The sequence below is a fragment of the Microbacterium sp. NPDC077663 genome (assembly GCF_044542795.1).
Classification (GTDB): domain Bacteria; phylum Actinomycetota; class Actinomycetes; order Actinomycetales; family Microbacteriaceae; genus Microbacterium.
Window position 1 is genome coordinate 19755 of the sequence record NZ_JBITVE010000003.1, and the last position, 14977, is coordinate 34731.

General features: G+C 69.3%; 18 protein-coding genes. 2 read left to right on the top strand and 16 right to left on the bottom strand.

Annotated elements, in window-relative coordinates; genetic code table 11:
* Positions 1-18: 18 nt before the first annotated feature.
* From ACIGEP_RS12725 to infC, 8 genes are all read right to left on the bottom strand, one after another.
* Positions 19-939 carry an amino acid ABC transporter permease gene (locus ACIGEP_RS12725; RefSeq protein ID WP_396662009.1) on the bottom strand — a complete coding sequence of 307 codons (921 nt, stop codon included), beginning with the start codon at positions 937-939 and terminating at the stop codon, positions 19-21.
* A complete protein-coding gene (locus tag ACIGEP_RS12730; protein ID WP_396662010.1) occupies positions 936-1583 on the bottom strand; it encodes an amino acid ABC transporter permease in 648 nt (215 codons plus the stop codon). Before ACIGEP_RS12730 ends, ACIGEP_RS12725 begins: the two co-directional genes overlap by 4 nt.
* A gap of 67 nt (positions 1584-1650) precedes the next feature.
* Positions 1651-2571 carry a glutamate ABC transporter substrate-binding protein gene (locus ACIGEP_RS12735; protein WP_396662011.1) on the bottom strand — a complete coding sequence of 307 codons (921 nt, stop codon included), beginning with the start codon at positions 2569-2571 and terminating at the stop codon, positions 1651-1653.
* Between the two features lie 66 nt (positions 2572-2637).
* Positions 2638-3432: an amino acid ABC transporter ATP-binding protein gene (locus ACIGEP_RS12740; RefSeq protein ID WP_396662012.1), complete on the bottom strand. Its 795-nt coding sequence runs from the start codon at positions 3430-3432 to the stop codon at positions 2638-2640.
* 89 nt (positions 3433-3521) lie between these two features.
* On the bottom strand, positions 3522-4319 hold the full coding sequence (locus ACIGEP_RS12745) for a TrmH family RNA methyltransferase (protein WP_396662013.1): 798 nt from the start codon (positions 4317-4319) through the stop codon (positions 3522-3524).
* 97 nt (positions 4320-4416) lie between these two features.
* Positions 4417-4797 (bottom strand): 50S ribosomal protein L20, encoded by a 381-nt coding sequence (gene rplT / locus ACIGEP_RS12750; protein WP_064003211.1) that lies wholly within the window; start codon positions 4795-4797, stop codon positions 4417-4419.
* Positions 4798-4828: 31 nt separating this feature from the next.
* Positions 4829-5023 (bottom strand): 50S ribosomal protein L35, encoded by a 195-nt coding sequence (gene rpmI / locus ACIGEP_RS12755; RefSeq protein ID WP_005048908.1) that lies wholly within the window; start codon positions 5021-5023, stop codon positions 4829-4831.
* Positions 5024-5070: 47 nt separating this feature from the next.
* Entirely contained in the window at positions 5071-5733 is a 663-nt protein-coding gene (gene infC / locus ACIGEP_RS12760; RefSeq protein ID WP_396662014.1) for a translation initiation factor IF-3, read from the bottom strand.
* A gap of 211 nt (positions 5734-5944) precedes the next feature.
* On the opposite strand from infC, the gene ACIGEP_RS12765 reads away from it, so the two are divergent.
* Positions 5945-6343, top strand: coding sequence for a DUF1844 domain-containing protein (locus tag ACIGEP_RS12765; RefSeq protein WP_064003209.1), 399 nt, complete (start codon positions 5945-5947; stop codon positions 6341-6343).
* Positions 6344-6346: 3 nt separating this feature from the next.
* On the opposite strand, the gene ACIGEP_RS12770 is transcribed toward ACIGEP_RS12765, so the two are convergent.
* The 6 genes from ACIGEP_RS12770 to ACIGEP_RS12795 are packed head-to-tail and all read right to left on the bottom strand — an operon-like array spanning position 6347 to position 10687.
* Positions 6347-7126, bottom strand: a complete 780-nt coding sequence (locus tag ACIGEP_RS12770; protein ID WP_396662015.1) for an SseB family protein — start codon at positions 7124-7126, stop codon at positions 6347-6349.
* Positions 7110-7856 (bottom strand): bifunctional 1-(5-phosphoribosyl)-5-((5-phosphoribosylamino)methylideneamino)imidazole-4-carboxamide isomerase/phosphoribosylanthranilate isomerase PriA, encoded by a 747-nt coding sequence (priA, locus tag ACIGEP_RS12775; RefSeq protein WP_396662016.1) that lies wholly within the window; start codon positions 7854-7856, stop codon positions 7110-7112. The genes ACIGEP_RS12770 and priA overlap by 17 nt, the downstream gene beginning before the upstream one ends.
* Positions 7857-7909: 53 nt before the next feature.
* The gene (hisH, locus tag ACIGEP_RS12780; protein ID WP_396662017.1) at positions 7910-8554 is read right to left on the bottom strand and encodes an imidazole glycerol phosphate synthase subunit HisH; all 645 of its coding nucleotides are present in this window, start codon (positions 8552-8554) and stop codon (positions 7910-7912) included.
* On the bottom strand, positions 8551-9162 hold the full coding sequence (gene hisB / locus ACIGEP_RS12785; RefSeq protein ID WP_396662018.1) for an imidazoleglycerol-phosphate dehydratase HisB: 612 nt from the start codon (positions 9160-9162) through the stop codon (positions 8551-8553). Before hisB ends, hisH begins: the two co-directional genes overlap by 4 nt.
* A 55-nt stretch (positions 9163-9217) precedes the next feature.
* Positions 9218-10291: a histidinol-phosphate transaminase gene (locus tag ACIGEP_RS12790; protein WP_396662019.1), complete on the bottom strand. Its 1074-nt coding sequence runs from the start codon at positions 10289-10291 to the stop codon at positions 9218-9220.
* A gap of 27 nt (positions 10292-10318) precedes the next feature.
* Positions 10319-10687 carry a LysM peptidoglycan-binding domain-containing protein gene (locus ACIGEP_RS12795; protein ID WP_396662020.1) on the bottom strand — a complete coding sequence of 123 codons (369 nt, stop codon included), beginning with the start codon at positions 10685-10687 and terminating at the stop codon, positions 10319-10321.
* Between the two features lie 277 nt (positions 10688-10964).
* Here ACIGEP_RS12795 and lexA point away from each other — a divergent pair, with 277 nt between their 5' ends.
* The gene (gene lexA / locus ACIGEP_RS12800) at positions 10965-11630 is read left to right on the top strand and encodes a transcriptional repressor LexA (RefSeq protein WP_396662021.1); all 666 of its coding nucleotides are present in this window, start codon (positions 10965-10967) and stop codon (positions 11628-11630) included.
* Between the two features lie 58 nt (positions 11631-11688).
* Here the strand turns inward: lexA and metE are convergent, their stop codons facing one another.
* Both metE and ACIGEP_RS12810 read right to left on the bottom strand, forming a co-directional pair.
* The gene (metE, locus tag ACIGEP_RS12805) at positions 11689-14013 is read right to left on the bottom strand and encodes a 5-methyltetrahydropteroyltriglutamate--homocysteine S-methyltransferase (protein ID WP_396662022.1); all 2325 of its coding nucleotides are present in this window, start codon (positions 14011-14013) and stop codon (positions 11689-11691) included.
* Entirely contained in the window at positions 14010-14966 is a 957-nt protein-coding gene (locus tag ACIGEP_RS12810) for a methylenetetrahydrofolate reductase (protein WP_396662023.1), read from the bottom strand. The genes metE and ACIGEP_RS12810 overlap by 4 nt, the downstream gene beginning before the upstream one ends.
* Positions 14967-14977: the final 11 nt, after the last annotated feature.

Below are 14977 nucleotides of genomic sequence, written 5' to 3' on the forward strand. Positions count from 1 at the left end.
CCCGCCGGGACGCGGTCGTCAGATGCTCGTGGGCGCGTTTCCGGGATCGAACTTCCCGGCGCCCTTCTGAGCGGCGATCAGTTCCGTGTCGGTCGTGGGAGCAACCGGGTGGTGGACCCCGCCGGCCCCACCACGGGTGCCCGGGGAGCGGCGCAGCCGCTTCTCGACGAGGGTGGCCACCCAGGAGAGAAGAAGACACATCGCGATGTAGATCGCACCGATGACGATGCCGGCCTGCAGGATCGGCCGCCCCGGCTGGGAGGTCAGCTGCTTCGCGAAGTAGAGGAGCTCGGGGTAGGTGATGATGAATCCGAGCGCCGTGTCCTTCAGCGTGACGACGAGCTGGGCGATGATGACGGGCAGCATCGCACGGATCGCCTGCGGCATGAGGATCAGGCGCATGACGCCGCTCTTGCGCAGCCCGATCGCGTACCCGGCTTCCTTCTGACCGCGCGGCAGCGATTCGACGCCGGCTCGGATCACCTCGGCGAGGACTGACCCGTTGTACATCACAAGGGCGATGACGACGGCCCAGTACGGCTCCATGCGGATGCCGACGGTCGGCAGACCGTAGTACATCAGCGACATGAAGATCAGGACCGGGATGGCACGGAAGAGCTCGGTGATCGCGGCGACGGGGACCCGGATCACAGCGTGATCGGAGAGACGCCCGACCGCCAGGACGAGTCCCAGGATGATGGCGCCGACGGCGGCCAGACCGAACGCCGCGAGTGTATTGCCGAGCGCGCGCAGGATGTTCATCCACACGGCGCTGAAGGAGAAGACGTACCAGCGGTCCGGCGCGAACTGACCGGTCACCGCGAACCGGTAGCCGATGAAACCGAGCACGCCCAGCACGGCGACGATCGTCACGACCCCGAGGATGCGGTTGCGGAGGATCGCCCGAGGGCCCGGGACGTCGTACAGGACGGAAGTCATCGCGCGATCCTCCACTTGTTCTCGAGATAGCGCTGCAGCCAGCTGAGCAGCAGGACGAGGACCACGAACACGACCGCGACCCAGAGGAGCACGGCGAGGGCATTCTCGCCTCGCTCGCTGAGATTGGCGCGGATGACGCCCAGCTCCGCCACACTGAAGCCCGCTGCCACCGTGGTGTTCTTGAGTAGAGCGATGAAGACGCTCATCATCGGCGGCACGACGGAACGGAAGGCCTGCGGCATGACGACGAGGGTCATCACCTGGGTGAAGGTGAGACCGATGGCGCGAGCGGCTTCGGCCTGGCCGACCGGCACGGTGTTGATGCCCGCACGGATGACTTCAGCGACATACGTCGCCGTGTAGACCCCGAGGGCCCAGATCGCCAGCACCGTGAACCCCGGGTTCGGGAGCCGCAGAGCGGGGTAACCGAACGCGAAGAAGAAGAAGACGAGCGTCAGCGGGGTGTTGCGGATGATGTTGACGTACAGCGTTCCGAACGCACGGGCGACCGGGATCGGCGAGACGCGCATCGCCCCGATCAGGGTCCCCAGCACGAGCGCGATGGCGCCGCCCGCGAAGAAGAGCAGCAGGGTGTTGCGTAAGGCAACGCTCCACACATCGAGGTTGTCGGTGATGACGCCCACTTCAGCTCCTTGGCTGTTGCGGGGCGGGGGCTTACGCCCCCGCCCCGGGTGTTGATGTCAGCGCGATTCAGTACGCGTCGACGGCAGGCTGGTCGACGGTGATCCCGGACTCGCCGAGGTTCTTGTCGAAGATCGCCTGCCAAGTGTCGCCGCCCTCGGTGAAGAGGTCGTTGATGTGCGCACGGAGGGCGTCATCGCCCTTGCGCAGACCCACGCCGTAGTTCTCCTCGCTGAAGGGCTCCCCCACGACCTTCACGTCGTTCGGGTACAGCGCCGCGTAGCCGATGAGGATCGCCTGGTCGGTCGTGACGGCGTCGACGGTGCCGTTGATCAGCGCGTCGACACATGCCGAGTAGAGGTCGAACTCCTCGGTCGGCACATCGGGGTAGTTGTCCTTGATGTTCTGGATCGGCGTCGAACCGGTCGCGGAACACACCGTCGTGTCGGCGCTGAGGTCATCCTCGCTCGCGATGTCGCTGTCCGCGGCGACCAGGAGGCCCTGACCCGTGGTGAAGTACGGACCGGCGAAATCGATCTGCTCCTTGCGGGAGTCGGTGATCGAGTAGGTGCCGACGTAGTAGTCGACATCGCCGTTCACGATCGACTGTTCGCGGTTCGCGGACGCGATCGCCTTGTACTCGATTTTGTCCTCATCGAAGCCGAGGGATGCCGCGATCCAGCGCGCGATGTCGACGTCGAAGCCGGAGCGCTCGTTCGTGGTGGCGTCCAGGAAGCCGAGACCGGGCTGGTCTTCCTTCACACCGACGATCACGCCGTCGCGAGAGGTCATGGCGTCGAAGGTGGGGCTGCCCTCGAGCGACACGTCGCTGGCGACCTCCCACAGCTGTTCGCTGCCTCCCTCGGTGCCCTCGCCGCCGGTGCCGCCTTCGGCGCCGGGAGCGGTCGGGCTGCCGCTGTTGCAGCCGGCGAGCGCGAGTGCCGCGATCGCGATGCCGGCGAAGGTGCCGGTGATTCGAGTCTTACGCATGTGATCCTCCTGGTTTCGTGTCTTGTCGTTCGTCGTTCGTCGCGCCGGTGCAAGGGCGCGGACGTCTCAGTGGGTGATGAGTTTCGAGAGGAAGTCCTTCGCGCGGTCGCTCTTCGGGTTCGTGAAGAACTCCTGCGGCACCGCCTCCTCGACGATCTGCCCGTCCGCCATGAAGACCACGCGGTCGGCGGCCTTGCGGGCGAAGCCCATCTCGTGGGTGACGACGATCATCGTCATCCCCTCCTGCGCGAGGCCGACCATGACGTCGAGCACCTCGTTGATCATCTCCGGGTCGAGGGCCGAGGTGGGCTCGTCGAAGAGCATGACCTTCGGCTTCATCGCCAGAGCGCGGGCGATCGCCACACGCTGCTGCTGTCCGCCGGACAGCTGAGCGGGCAGCTTGTCGGCCTGGTGCCCCACGCCCACGCGGTCGAGAAGCTCCCGGGCGAGCTTCTCGGCATCCGCCTTCTTCATGCCCTTGACCTTGATCGGGCCGAGCGTGACGTTGTCGAGGATCGTGAGGTGCGCGAACAGATTGAAGGACTGGAACACCATGCCGACATCGGCACGCAGCGCGGCGAGGGCTTTGCCCTCGGCCGGCAGGTCTTCACCGTCGATCGTGATGCGGCCGCTCGTGATCGTCTCGAGACGGTTGATCGTGCGGCACAGCGTCGACTTTCCCGACCCCGAGGGCCCGACCACGACGACGACCTCGCCGCGGTTCACCGACAGGTTGATGTCGGTGAGCGCCTGGAAATCGCCGTAGTGCTTCTGCACGTCGGAGACGACGACGAGCGGCTCGCCTCGGCGAACGTCGATGTTCGACGTGCGCGGCGCGGGATCGGCAGCAGGAGTGGTCATGCAACTCACCCTAGGCAACGCCCGCCCCGGTGAACGAGCGGATGCCGCGGGGTTTACAGTTCCGTAATCAACCCCCGAGGATTGTCGCTTCAGGTCGCGCGCTGCGCGAAGGCCGATTCGTACAGGCAGACGCTCGCCGCCGTCGCCAGATTGAGCGACTCGGCACGCCCGTAGATCGGCAGCCGGAGCGACAGGTCCACCAGCGCGAGTGCCTCTTCGTCCAGCCCGCGGGCCTCGTTGCCGAACACCCAGGCGGTGGGCTCCGCCAGCGTCGCACGGTGGTCGACGAAGTCCTCTCCCCCGACATCGGCTGCGACGATCCGCAGACCCGCGGAGCGCGCACGCCCCGTCGCATCGGCGAGATCTACGCCGACGGCGACCGGCAGGTGGAAGAGCGAGCCGGTCGTCGCCCGGACGACCTTCGGGTTGAACGGGTCGACGGTGCGGCCGGTGAGGACGACGGCGTCGGCACCGACGGCATCCGCTGCTCGGATGATCGTGCCGAGGTTTCCGGGATCCCGAACCTCCTCGCAGATCACGATGAGGCGCGGCTCGCCGTCGAAGACATCGCGGACCGAGGTCGGAACCTGGCGGGCGACGGCGACGATGCCCTGGGGGGTCACCGTGTCGGCCATCGCCTCGATGACCTGGTCACTCGCGAACGCGACCTCGACGCCCGCATTGGATGCCGCGTCGCGGATGTCCTGGTGCTTGTCCCATGCCGTGGGGGTCGCATACAGCTCGAGCAGTGTGTCGGGGCGCCAGAGAAGCGCCTCGCGCGCGGCCTGCGGACCCTCGAGCAGGTAGAGGCCGGTCTCCTGCCGCGCCGTGCGCTTCGTCAGCTTCGCGACCGCCCGGACGCGCGGTGAACGTGGGTTCTCGAGCACGCTCTCAGTGTAGGGGCGACGCGTGGGGTGCACCGGCATCCGGACACGCGAAAAGGCGCCCTCCGAAGAGGGCGCCTTTCCACAGATGCTGAGGCGATCAGGCCTTGGGCGCGTTGACGTCGGCCGGCAGCGCAGCCTTCGCCGTGGCGACGAGCGACGCGAAGACGGCGGGCTCGTTGACCGCGAGCTCGGCGAGCATGCGGCGGTCGACCTGGACACCCGCGAGGCCGAGGCCCTGGATGAAGCGGTTGTACGTGATGCCGTTCTGGCGGGCAGCGGCGTTGATGCGCTGGATCCAGAGGCGGCGGAAGTCGCCCTTGCGCTTGCGACGGTCGCGGTACGCGTAAACGAGCGAGTGGGTGACCTGCTCCTTCGCCTTGCGGTACAGACGCGAACGCTGTCCGCGGTAACCGGAGGCGCGCTCGAGGATGACGCGACGCTTCTTGTGGGCGTTGACAGCCCGCTTGACTCTAGCCATTTCTTCTACTTCCTAGGTGTTGCGTCGGCGCTCAGATGCCGAGGAGCTTCTTGGCGACCTTGGCGTCGCCGGGAGCCAGGATCTTGTCGGCGGACAGGCGGCGGGTGCGCTTCGTGGGCTTGCCCTCGAAGTTGTGACGGAGGTTCGCCTGCTGCTTCTTGATCTTTCCGCTGCCGGTGACCTTGAAGCGCTTCTTGGCGCCCGAGTGGGTCTTCTGCTTGGGCATATCTCTTCCTTCGTTGTGGTTCCCGCCGGGCGGGGGTCTGGGGCCGCTTACTCCGCCGGAGCGGATGCGGGGGTCTCGTCGGCCTGACCGCTGCGCGCCTCGCGGGCGGCCTGCTTCGTCGCGGCGCGGGCCGCGTTCTGCTCGGTCTTGACCTCGGACTTGTTCTTGTGGGGAGCCACCACCATCACCATGTTGCGGCCGTCGATCGTGGGGTTGGACTCCACGGTGCCGAACTCGGCGACATCCTCCGCGAACTTGCGGAGCAGACGCACACCCTGCTCGGGACGCGACTGCTCGCGACCGCGGAACAGGATCATCGCCTTCACCTTGTCGCCCGCCTGGAGGAAGCCCTCCGCGCGCTTGAGCTTGGTGATGTAATCGTGCGCCTCGATCTTCAGACGGAACCGGACCTCCTTGAGGACGGTGTTCGCCTGATTGCGCCGCGCTTCCTTGGCCTTCTGCGCAGCCTCGTACTTGAACTTGCCGTAATCCATGATCTTGACCACGGGGGGCTTCGAGTTCGGGGCTACCTCGACGAGATCGAGGTCGGCCTCCTGGGCCAGGCGCATGGCCACCTCGATGCGGACGACGCCGACCTGCTCACCCGCGGGTCCGACGAGGCGGACCTCGGGGACGCGGATGCGGTCATTGGTGCGGGGATCGCTGATGCGGAACTCCTCTTTCGTGCGGTGGACGGCCTCCGGTGACACGGAAATGTGTCGCCGGGCGGAAGATCGTCACGTCCACCCCGCACGATGCATGCATCGGCGTTCTGTGTTCTGCACCCTGGACAAACCTCGAGGAACGGGGCGGAGTGCGGGACCCGGTAGCCTGGAGCGGCAAGCGCGGGTGGGATGTGATCCTCTTTCGACACGGAGCAGAACACTCCGGTGCCCGCAGAAGTCTAGCAGAGAGCAGCACGTGAGCACTATTCCGGCCGATCACAGCGACCACGACCCCGAGCGCCTCTCGCGCTGGGACGAGCAGGAACGGGTCGCACAGTCCGCCACGAGGGACATCGCGGACGTCCCCGCCGTCGAGGTGATCACCACGACCTCGGTGCACCTCATGAGCGCGGCCGCGGTCAAGCTGGGCCTCGCCGATGACCCGGACACGCAGAAGGACCTCGACGAGGCCCGCAAGCTCATCAACGCTCTCGCAGGGCTCATCACCGCGGCCGCGCCCGAGGTAAGCGACATGCACGCACGCTCACTCCGCGACGGGCTGCGCACCCTGCAGCTCGCCTTTCGTGAGGCCTCGAGCATCCCCGACCCGATCGGCAAAGGTCCGGGCGAGAAGTGGACCGGCCCCGTCACCTGACGATCAGGCGCGGACGAGTTTGACCGTCAGCGAGTCGACGAGGACCGCGACGCGGTCGTCGCTCGCCCACCTCGAGGCGAGTCGCTGCAGGATCGCGTCGAGAGCGGCCTGATCCAGACCCTCCACGAGGTGCAGGCTCACGATCAGCTCCGGCCCGCGCAGCCGCGAGTGGGGGTCTCCGGTCGCGACGGAGAGGTCAAGGACGCCCAGCTCGGTACCGATCGACTCCTGCAGACCGGCGAAGACCTCGGGTGAGGTGTGCGGCGGCTCCCAAGGCTGCCCCTGCCCGATCGCCCAGACGGCCGGACGCCGCAGGACGAACTCCGTATCGCTGCCGGGGTCGATCACGATGAGGTCGGTGTCGTCCGCGGCGGCGGACAGCGCCGTGCGGACCCCGTCTGCGGGGACCGGGCGCGCCACGGCATCCCACCGCCCCATCGCCTGCACCGACGAGAAGACCGGCAGGACGCGGCGCCCGTCGGGCGCGGCGACGGTGACGATCGAGAGCTCCTGCGTCTTGTCGACGGTGAGCCCCGTCGGCCCCACGCCCTCGTCGCCCTTCTCGGCGACGAGCGGGATCAGCAGGCGGGCACCCCGGTAGGCGTCGACCACCGCCGCGGCATCGCCCTCTCCGGCGTGGAACGCGGTCAGCGCGGCCAGCAGCGCAGGGTCGGCACGTCCGTCGTCCCCGCTGTGCGGATTGGGTTGGAAGCTCCGCCCCTCCCAGGGGACGCCGGCGGAATCCGCGGCGTGGTGGGAGTGGGGGTCAGTGTCCGGCGACATCCAGGGCCTCGGCCAGCGTGAACGCACCGGCGTAGAGTGCCTTGCCGACGATGGCGCCCTCGACGCCGAGCGGCACGAGCTCGCGCAACGCCGCGATGTCGTCGAGGCTCGAGATGCCGCCCGAGGCGACGACCGGCTTGTCGGTACGCACCGCGACCTCGCGGAGCAGCTCGATGTTGGGGCCCTGGAGCGTACCGTCCTTGGTCACGTCGGTCAGCACGTAGCGGCTGCACCCGGCATCCTCGAGCCGGTCCAGCACCTGCCACAGGTCGCCGCCGTCACGGGTCCACCCCCGCGCCGCGAGAGTCGTGCCGCGGACGTCGAGACCGACGGCGATCGCCTCGCCGTAGCGGAGGATGACGTCGGCCGCCCACTCGGGATTCTCGAGCGCCGCGGTGCCCAGGTTGATGCGCGTCGCCCCGGAGTCGAGGGCGGCGTCGAGGGACTCGTCGTCGCGGATGCCGCCCGAGAGCTCCACCTTCACCCCGCGCAGCGACTTGATGACCTTGCGGAGCAGGCCGGCGTTCGATCCACGGCCGAACGCAGCGTCGAGGTCGACGAGGTGGATCCACTCCGCGCCCTGTCGCGCCCACTCCTGTGCGGCGTCGACGGGGTCGCCGTAGCTCGTCTCGGTGCCGGCCTCACCCTGCGTCAGGCGGACGGCTTTGCCGTCGGCGACGTCCACAGCGGGCAGCAGGATCAGTTCGGGCGTGGATGCGAATTCGTTCATGGCTCCGGGTGGGACGGTGTGGACGCCGGGCGCGCGCACAGAGGGACACGTTACTAGGACGCGGGGAGCGACCCGATCCAGTTGGACAGCAGACGGATGCCGGCGGCACCGGACTTCTCGGGGTGGAACTGCGTCGCCGACAGCGGGCCGTTCTCGACGGCGGCGAGGAAGGGCGCGCCGTAGTCGCACCACGTGAGCACAGGCTCGCGGAAGGGCCTCATGACGTCGAGGGTCCACTCCTGCGCGCCGTAGGAGTGGACGAAGTAGAACCGTTCGTCCTCCAGGCCGGAGAACAGCGTCGATCCCTCACCGGCGCGCACGGTGTTCCATCCCATGTGCGGCAGCACGGGCGCCTGGAGTTCGGTGACGCACCCCGGCCACTCCCCCAGCCCCTCGGTGTCCACGCCGCGCTCGACGCCCAGCTCGAACATCACCTGCATGCCGACGCAGATGCCGAGCACCGGCATCCCGCCCGCGAGGCGTCGCCCGATGAGTTCGTCGCCGCGGCTGGCACGCAGCGCAGACATCACGGCCGAGAAGGCACCCACACCCGGGACGAGGAGACCCGCCGCATCGGCGATGAGTCCCCGATCCTTCGTCAGTCGCGCGTCGGCACCGGCTTCGATGAGTGCCTTGACAGCGGAGTGGACGTTGCCGGAGCCGTAGTCGAGGACCGCGACGAGCGGCGCATCGGTCACAGGGCACCCTTCGTGCTGGGGATCCCGGACACGAACGGATCGAGCGCCTTGGCCTGCCGGAACGCACGGGCGAACGCCTTGTACTCCGCTTCGGCGATGTGGTGCGGGTCGCGGCCGGCGACGAGCGTCACGTGCATCGTGAGACCCGCATGGAACGCGATCGCCTCGAACGTGTGGCGCACGAGCGCTCCGGTGAAGTGGCCGCCGATGAGGTGGAACTCGTACCCGGCCGGCTCGCCCGTGTGGACGAGGTACGGACGCCCGCTGATGTCGACGACAGCCTGCGCGAGGGCCTCGTCGAGCGGAACGAGCGCGTCACCGTAGCGCGAGATGCCGGACTTGTCGCCGAGGGCCTGACGGATCGCCTGGCCGAGCACGATGGCCGTGTCCTCGACGGTGTGGTGCGCGTCGATGTGGGTGTCCCCCGTCGCGCGGACGGTCAGGTCTGTGAGCGAGTGCTTCGCGAACGCCGTGAGCAGGTGGTCGAAGAAGGGCACGGTCGTGTCGATCGTGCTCTGGCCGGTGCCGTCGAGGTCGAGCTCGAGCTCGATGGTCGACTCGCTGGTCGCCCGCCGGACGGAGGCGGTGCGGGGCGCGGGGGTGCTCATCCCCCGAGTCTACCGAGGCGGAACCTGCCCCCCGCGCCCGATGACGGTCCCCGATTCAGAGGGAGGCGAGCGCTTCGAGGAACGCGGTGGACTCGTCTTCGCCGCCCGCCGTGACCCGGAGGGTGTGCGGCAGCCCGACGTCCCGGATGAGGATGCCGCGGTCGTAGAGCCCGTGCCAGGTCGCCGCCGGATCGTCCACACCGCCGAAGAGGACGAAATTGGACCAGCTCTCGTAGGGCGAATAGCCGAGCGCGGACAGCGTCGCGGAGATCCGGTCGCGCTGCGCCACGATGTCGTCCACCATGCCGAGCATCGTGGGCGCGTGTCGCAGGGCGGCCGTTGCGGCGGCCTGGGTCAGCGCGCTCAGGTGATACGGCAGGCGCACGAGGCGGAGCGCGTCGATGACGGCGGGATCGGCCGCGAGGTACCCCACGCGCGCGCCCGCGAACGCGAACGCCTTGCTCATGGTGCGGGAGACCACCAGTCGCTCCCGGTTGTGCAGGAGCGTCAGTGCGGACGGCTCATCCCTGGGGGCGAATTCGTGGTACGCCTCGTCGACGATGACGATGCCGCGCGAAGCCTCGTACACCGCCTCGATCACATCGAGGGGCAGGGGCGTCCCCGTGGGATTGTTCGGGGAGCACAGGAACACGACGTCGGGCTGTGCGCGTTCGATCTGCTCGGCCGCATCCGCCGCGGTGAGGGTGAAGTCGTCGCCCCGCGTCCCGCTGACGTACGTCGCACCGGTCGCCCCGGTGAGCAGGGGGTACATGGAGTAGGTGGGCGAGAAGCCGAACGCCGTACGCCCCGGCCCCGCGAACGCCTGCAGGATGTGCTGGAGCACCTCGTTCGAGCCGTTCGCGGCCCAGATCTGATCCGGTTCGAGGCCGTGCCCCAGATAGTCGGCGAATCCTTCTCGAAGGGCCGTGAATTCGCGATCGGGGTACCGGTTGATGTCGCGCAGCGCCTGGGCGATTCCGTCGAGGATGTCGTCCGCGACGTCTTCGGGAACCGGATGGGTGTTCTCGTTGACGTTCAGGGTCACGGGCAGGGACGCCTGCGGCGCGCCGTACGGGATCTTGCCGCGAAGGTCGTCGCGGAGGGGGAGGTCGTCGAGACTGGCACTCACCCCGCCATCGTAGGACGTGGCGCGACCCTACTCGCCCGTCTGCGCAGAGAAGGCAGCGGGGATCGCGAGCGACTGCCCGGCATCGACCGCGGACGACGACAGCGCGTTGAGCCGCACGATCTCGTCGATCACGTCGCGCGGATCGCTGTCGGGCGCGATGTCTTGGGCGATGCTCCACAGCGACTCGCCGGGCATCACGGTCACGGTGTCGAACGACCCGGACGAGGCCCCGGCCTCGCCGCTCGCGAGGGCGCCGCCACCGGAGAGGATGCCCACACCCAACGCGACGACCGCCGGAAGCGCGGCGACTGCCGCCAGGACGCGACGGCCGCGCGCCGTGAGACGCAGGCGCGTGCGGACGACGGGAGCGGTGCTGATGGCGATGGTCGGGTTCATGGTGTCCTCCTCGGGGTGACCCCGGTCAGATGAGATCTTCGCCCCCGCCCATCGGCCGGGATGGACGGGTGCGAAGTTCTCTTCCGAATCTATCTTCGATATTCGTAGACTGTCAAGGGTTCGGTTGTCCGCAGATCGATCGAAGACGACACGCGGTCGGCTGCGGGGCGATCCGATCGAGACCGGATACGGTTTCGATGACCAGAGCCCATCACCAACCTCCGACATTCGAAGGCGAGTGCTCCCGGCGGGACCCTCGGGGGACGAAAGGAACGACATGAGCGACAAGCCGCAGACGCGTCGGCGCAAGAGGCTGAGCGACAAGCAGCTCGCCATCCTCGAGGTCATCCAGCGCTCCATCGCCCGCCACGGCTACCCGCCGAGCATGCGCGAGATCGGCGACGCCGTCGGGCTCAAGTCGCTGTCGAGCGTCACCCATCAGCTCAATCAGCTCGAGCTGAGCGGATACCTCCGCCGTGACCCCGGCAAGACGCGCGCGATGGAGGTGCTCATCGACCTGCCCGGCGCAGCCGGCGAGAATCCCGCCGACACGGCACCGAGCGTCGGCGATGCGGCAATGGTGCCCCTCGTCGGCAGGATCGCCGCGGGTGTGCCCATCACCGCCGACCAGCAGGTCGAGGAGATCTTCCCTCTTCCCCGGCAGCTCGTCGGCAAGGGTGAGCTGTTCATGCTCAAGGTGTCGGGCGACTCGATGATCGATGCGGCCATCTGCGACGGCGACTGGGTCGTCGTCCGGTCGCAGGCCACAGCCGACAACGGCGAGATCGTCGCCGCCATGCTCGACGGCGAGGCGACGGTGAAGACCTTCCGCCAGCGAGACGGCCACACCTGGCTCCTCCCCCGCAACTCTGCCTTCGAACCGATCCTCGGCGACGACGCCGTCGTCCTCGGCAAGGTCGTGGCGGTCCTCCGCGCCGTCTGACGCGGCACGACGACGAGAGGGGGATGCCGCACGGCATCCCCCTCTCGTCGTTCCGGCCTCAGACCCCGGCGCTCACCTCGGCGCGGACGGCGCGTGCAGCCGCGACGATGTGGCGGAGGGACGCGACGGTCTCGTCGTAGCCGCGCGTCTTCAGACCGCAGTCGGGATTGACCCAGAGGCGCCGGACGTCGAGTTCGGCGACGGCGCGTTCGAGCAGCGAGGAGACCTCGTCGACGGAGGGAACCCGAGGCGAATGGATGTCGTAGACGCCGGGGCCGATCCCGTGGTCGAAGCCGGATGCCGCGACCTCCGAGATCACCTCTCCCCGGCTGCGTGCCGCCTCGATCGAGGTGACGTCGGCGTCGAGCGCGGCGATCGCGTCGATCACGACGCCGAACTCCGAGTAGCAGAGGTGCGTGTGGATCTGGGTCCGGTCCACGGCCCCCGCGGTCGCGAGCCGGAAGGAGCCGACTGACCATTCGAGATAGTCCGCCTGGGCGGCCGTGCGCAGCGGCAGGAGCTCCCGCAGTGCCGGCTCGTCGACCTGGACGATGCCGATGCCCGCGCCTTCGAGGTCCGCGATCTCGTCACGCAGCGCGAGCGCCACCTGGTCGGCCGTCTCGCCGAGGGGCTGGTCGTCGCGGACGAACGACCACGCGAGGATCGTGACGGGCCCCGTGAGCATGCCCTTCACCGGCGCCGACGACAGCGACTGTGCGTAGGCCGCCCACGGGACCGTGATCGGTGCGGGGCGGGCGACGTCCCCCCACAGGATCGAGGGGCGTGTCGCGCGCGAGCCGTACGACTGCACCCAGCCGTTGCGGGTGACGGCGAATCCGTCGAGGTTCTCTGCAAAGTACTGGACCATGTCGTTGCGCTCGGGCTCGCCGTGCACCAGGACGTCGAGCCCGATGTCCTCCTGCAGCGCGATGACACGCGCGATCTCTTCACGCAGGAACCCCTCGTAAGCGTCCTGGTCGATCTCGCCCCGGCCCGCACGGGCGCGTGCCCGGCGGATCTCGGCGGTCTGCGGGAACGAGCCGATCGTCGTCGTCGGGAGCGGCGGCAGATCCAGCGCGGCATCCTGCAGCGCGGCCCGCACCCCGAACGGCGTCCGGGTCCGGTCGGCGGGCGTGAGCGCGCGGACCCGCTCGCGCACCGCGCCGTCACGGACGCCGGGCGCCGCCTTCCGGTCGTCGAGCGCCGCGGTCGCGGCATCCAGCTCCGATGCGATCGCCTTGCGCCCCTCCCTCAGTCCGCGCGCGAGGGTCGTCACCTGGTCGACCTTCTGGTCGGCGAAGGCGAGCCAGGACACGAGCCGGGGATCGAGGTCGGGCTCGTCCGCGAGATCGTGCGGGACGTGCTGCAGCGAGGTCGACGTACCGACGGCGACGGCCGCGGCGCCGAGGCCGGCGACCGCGTCGAGCACGTCGGCTGCGGCGGCGAGGTCGCCGCGCCAGACGTTCCGACCGTCGACGACCCCCGCAACGAGCACGGTGTCATCGAGACCCGGGACCACGGCGGGTACCCCACCTCGGCTGAGATCGATCGCGATGCCCTCGACGTCGGAGGCGGCCAGCACACGCCAGGCGGGCGCGGAGAGCTCGCCGTAGCCGGCGGCCACGAGCACGGCCGGTCGGTCCGCCGCCGCCGTCAGGACGGCGAGCGCACGCTCGGCGGCCTCGGCGAGCTCCTCGTCGGTGTACCCGAGCGACTGGCTCACGAGCGCGGGCTCGTCGAGCTGCACCCACTCGGCTCCGGCCGCTCGGAGGGCGGCGAGCAGCTCGACGTACACGGGCAGCAGGTCGTCGAGGCGCTCGAGCGGGCGCGCGCCGGGGGCAGCGGCATCCGTCCCCTTGGCCAGTGCGAGGAACGTCACCGGTCCGACGAGTACGGGGCGCGTGAGGTAACCGTCGGCCGCGGCTTCGGCCACCTGGCGCGCGAAGCGGTCGCTCGAGAGTGCGAAGCGCGTCTCGGGACCGATCTCGGGCACGAGGTAGTGGTAGTTCGTGTCGAACCACTTGGTCATCTCGAGCGGGGCCGCCTCCCCCTCTCCCCGCGCCGCGGCGAACAGCGCCGCGAGGGGCACGGAGCCGTCCGCGTCGCGGAGATGGGCGAACCGCTCGGGCAGCGCGCCGACCGCGGCGACGACATCGAGGACCTGGTCGTAGAACGAGAACGTCTCGGGGATCGACGAGTCGTCTCGGCCGAGACCGAGCTCCACCAGTCGCGCACGCGTGCGGCGTCGGAGCTCCGCCGCGGCGGACTCGAGCGCCGCCTCGTCGAGGGCGCCGCTCCAGTGCGCCTCGACGGCGCGCTTGAGTTCGCGGCGACGGCCGACGCGGGGGTAGCCGAGGATCGTTCCGGCGGGGAAGGCGGTCATGGGGTCTCCTCTGTGGCGGGGATGATGCCGGCCTCGCGCAGCGTGGCGAGGACGGTGTCGTGGTTGTTGAAGGCGTAGAGATGGATGCCGGGGGCGCCGCCCTCGAGGACGGCGCGGCACAGCTCGGCGGCATGGCGGACACCGATCTCGCGGCGGCCGTCTGCCGTGGGTTCCACGTCGAGGTCGACGGCGAGCGTCCCGGGGACCTGCTCACCCGTGAGCTCGATCACGCGGCGCAGCCGAGACGGTGAGGTCATGGGCATGATGCCGGGCAGGATGGGGATCTCGACGCCGGCGGCACGGGCGCGCGCGACGAATGCCAGGTAATCGTCGGCGTGGAAGAACAGCTGCGTGATCGCGAGCGTCGCTCCGGCGGCCTGCTTCGCGAGGAGGGCGTCGATGTGCTCGGCGGGATACCGCGAGCGCGGGTGGCCGTTCGGGAAGGCCGCGACGGCGATGTCGACGTGGCGCCGCCCTTCGACGCGCGCCGCCCCGGGCACACCCGGGATCGGCTCCTCCGTGTAGGGGGAGGTCTCCGCCTGCACCCGGTCGATCAGCTGGACCAGTTGGGCCGCACTCTCGAGGTCGCCGAGCGCCGCCGCATCCTCCTCGACACCTGCCGGCGGATCGCCTCGCAGGGCGAGGAAGGACCGGATGCCGGCGCCCAGGAACTCCTTGATGAGGGAGGTCGCCTCGGCGTAGGAGCTGCCGATGCAGGTCAGGTGGGCGAGCGGCTCGACGCGGGTCTCGCGGAGGATGTGCGTGAGCACCTCGAGGGAGCGACCCCGCTCAGAGCCGCCGGCGCCGTAGGTGACGGAGATGAACGCCGGGTCGACCGCCGCCAGCCGGTCGATCGTCTCGTACAGGGCGGCGTAGGACGCGTCGGTGCGCGGCGGATAGACCTCGAACGAGACCGGCACCGTCGTGATCGACGGGGGCTGGATGATCGACATGGCGGTACTCC

Coding starts and splice junctions, on each gene's coding strand:
- rpmI (WP_005048908.1), bottom strand. CDS start 5,023: ATGCCCAAGCAGAAGACCCACTCGGGCGCCAAGAAGCGCTTCAAGGTC.
- ACIGEP_RS12795 (WP_396662020.1), bottom strand. CDS start 10,687: ATGAACCCGACCATCGCCATCAGCACCGCTCCCGTCGTCCGCACGCGC.
- ACIGEP_RS12810 (WP_396662023.1), bottom strand. CDS start 14,966: ATGTCGATCATCCAGCCCCCGTCGATCACGACGGTGCCGGTCTCGTTC.
- ACIGEP_RS12735 (WP_396662011.1), bottom strand. CDS start 2,571: ATGCGTAAGACTCGAATCACCGGCACCTTCGCCGGCATCGCGATCGCG.
- ACIGEP_RS12725 (WP_396662009.1), bottom strand. CDS start 939: ATGACTTCCGTCCTGTACGACGTCCCGGGCCCTCGGGCGATCCTCCGC.
- ACIGEP_RS12740 (WP_396662012.1), bottom strand. CDS start 3,432: ATGACCACTCCTGCTGCCGATCCCGCGCCGCGCACGTCGAACATCGAC.
- ACIGEP_RS12770 (WP_396662015.1), bottom strand. CDS start 7,126: ATGTCGCCGGACACTGACCCCCACTCCCACCACGCCGCGGATTCCGCC.
- rplT (WP_064003211.1), bottom strand. CDS start 4,797: ATGGCTAGAGTCAAGCGGGCTGTCAACGCCCACAAGAAGCGTCGCGTC.
- hisB (WP_396662018.1), bottom strand. CDS start 9,162: ATGAGCACCCCCGCGCCCCGCACCGCCTCCGTCCGGCGGGCGACCAGC.
- priA (WP_396662016.1), bottom strand. CDS start 7,856: ATGAACGAATTCGCATCCACGCCCGAACTGATCCTGCTGCCCGCTGTG.
- lexA (WP_396662021.1), top strand. CDS start 10,965: ATGAGCGACAAGCCGCAGACGCGTCGGCGCAAGAGGCTGAGCGACAAG.
- metE (WP_396662022.1), bottom strand. CDS start 14,013: ATGACCGCCTTCCCCGCCGGAACGATCCTCGGCTACCCCCGCGTCGGC.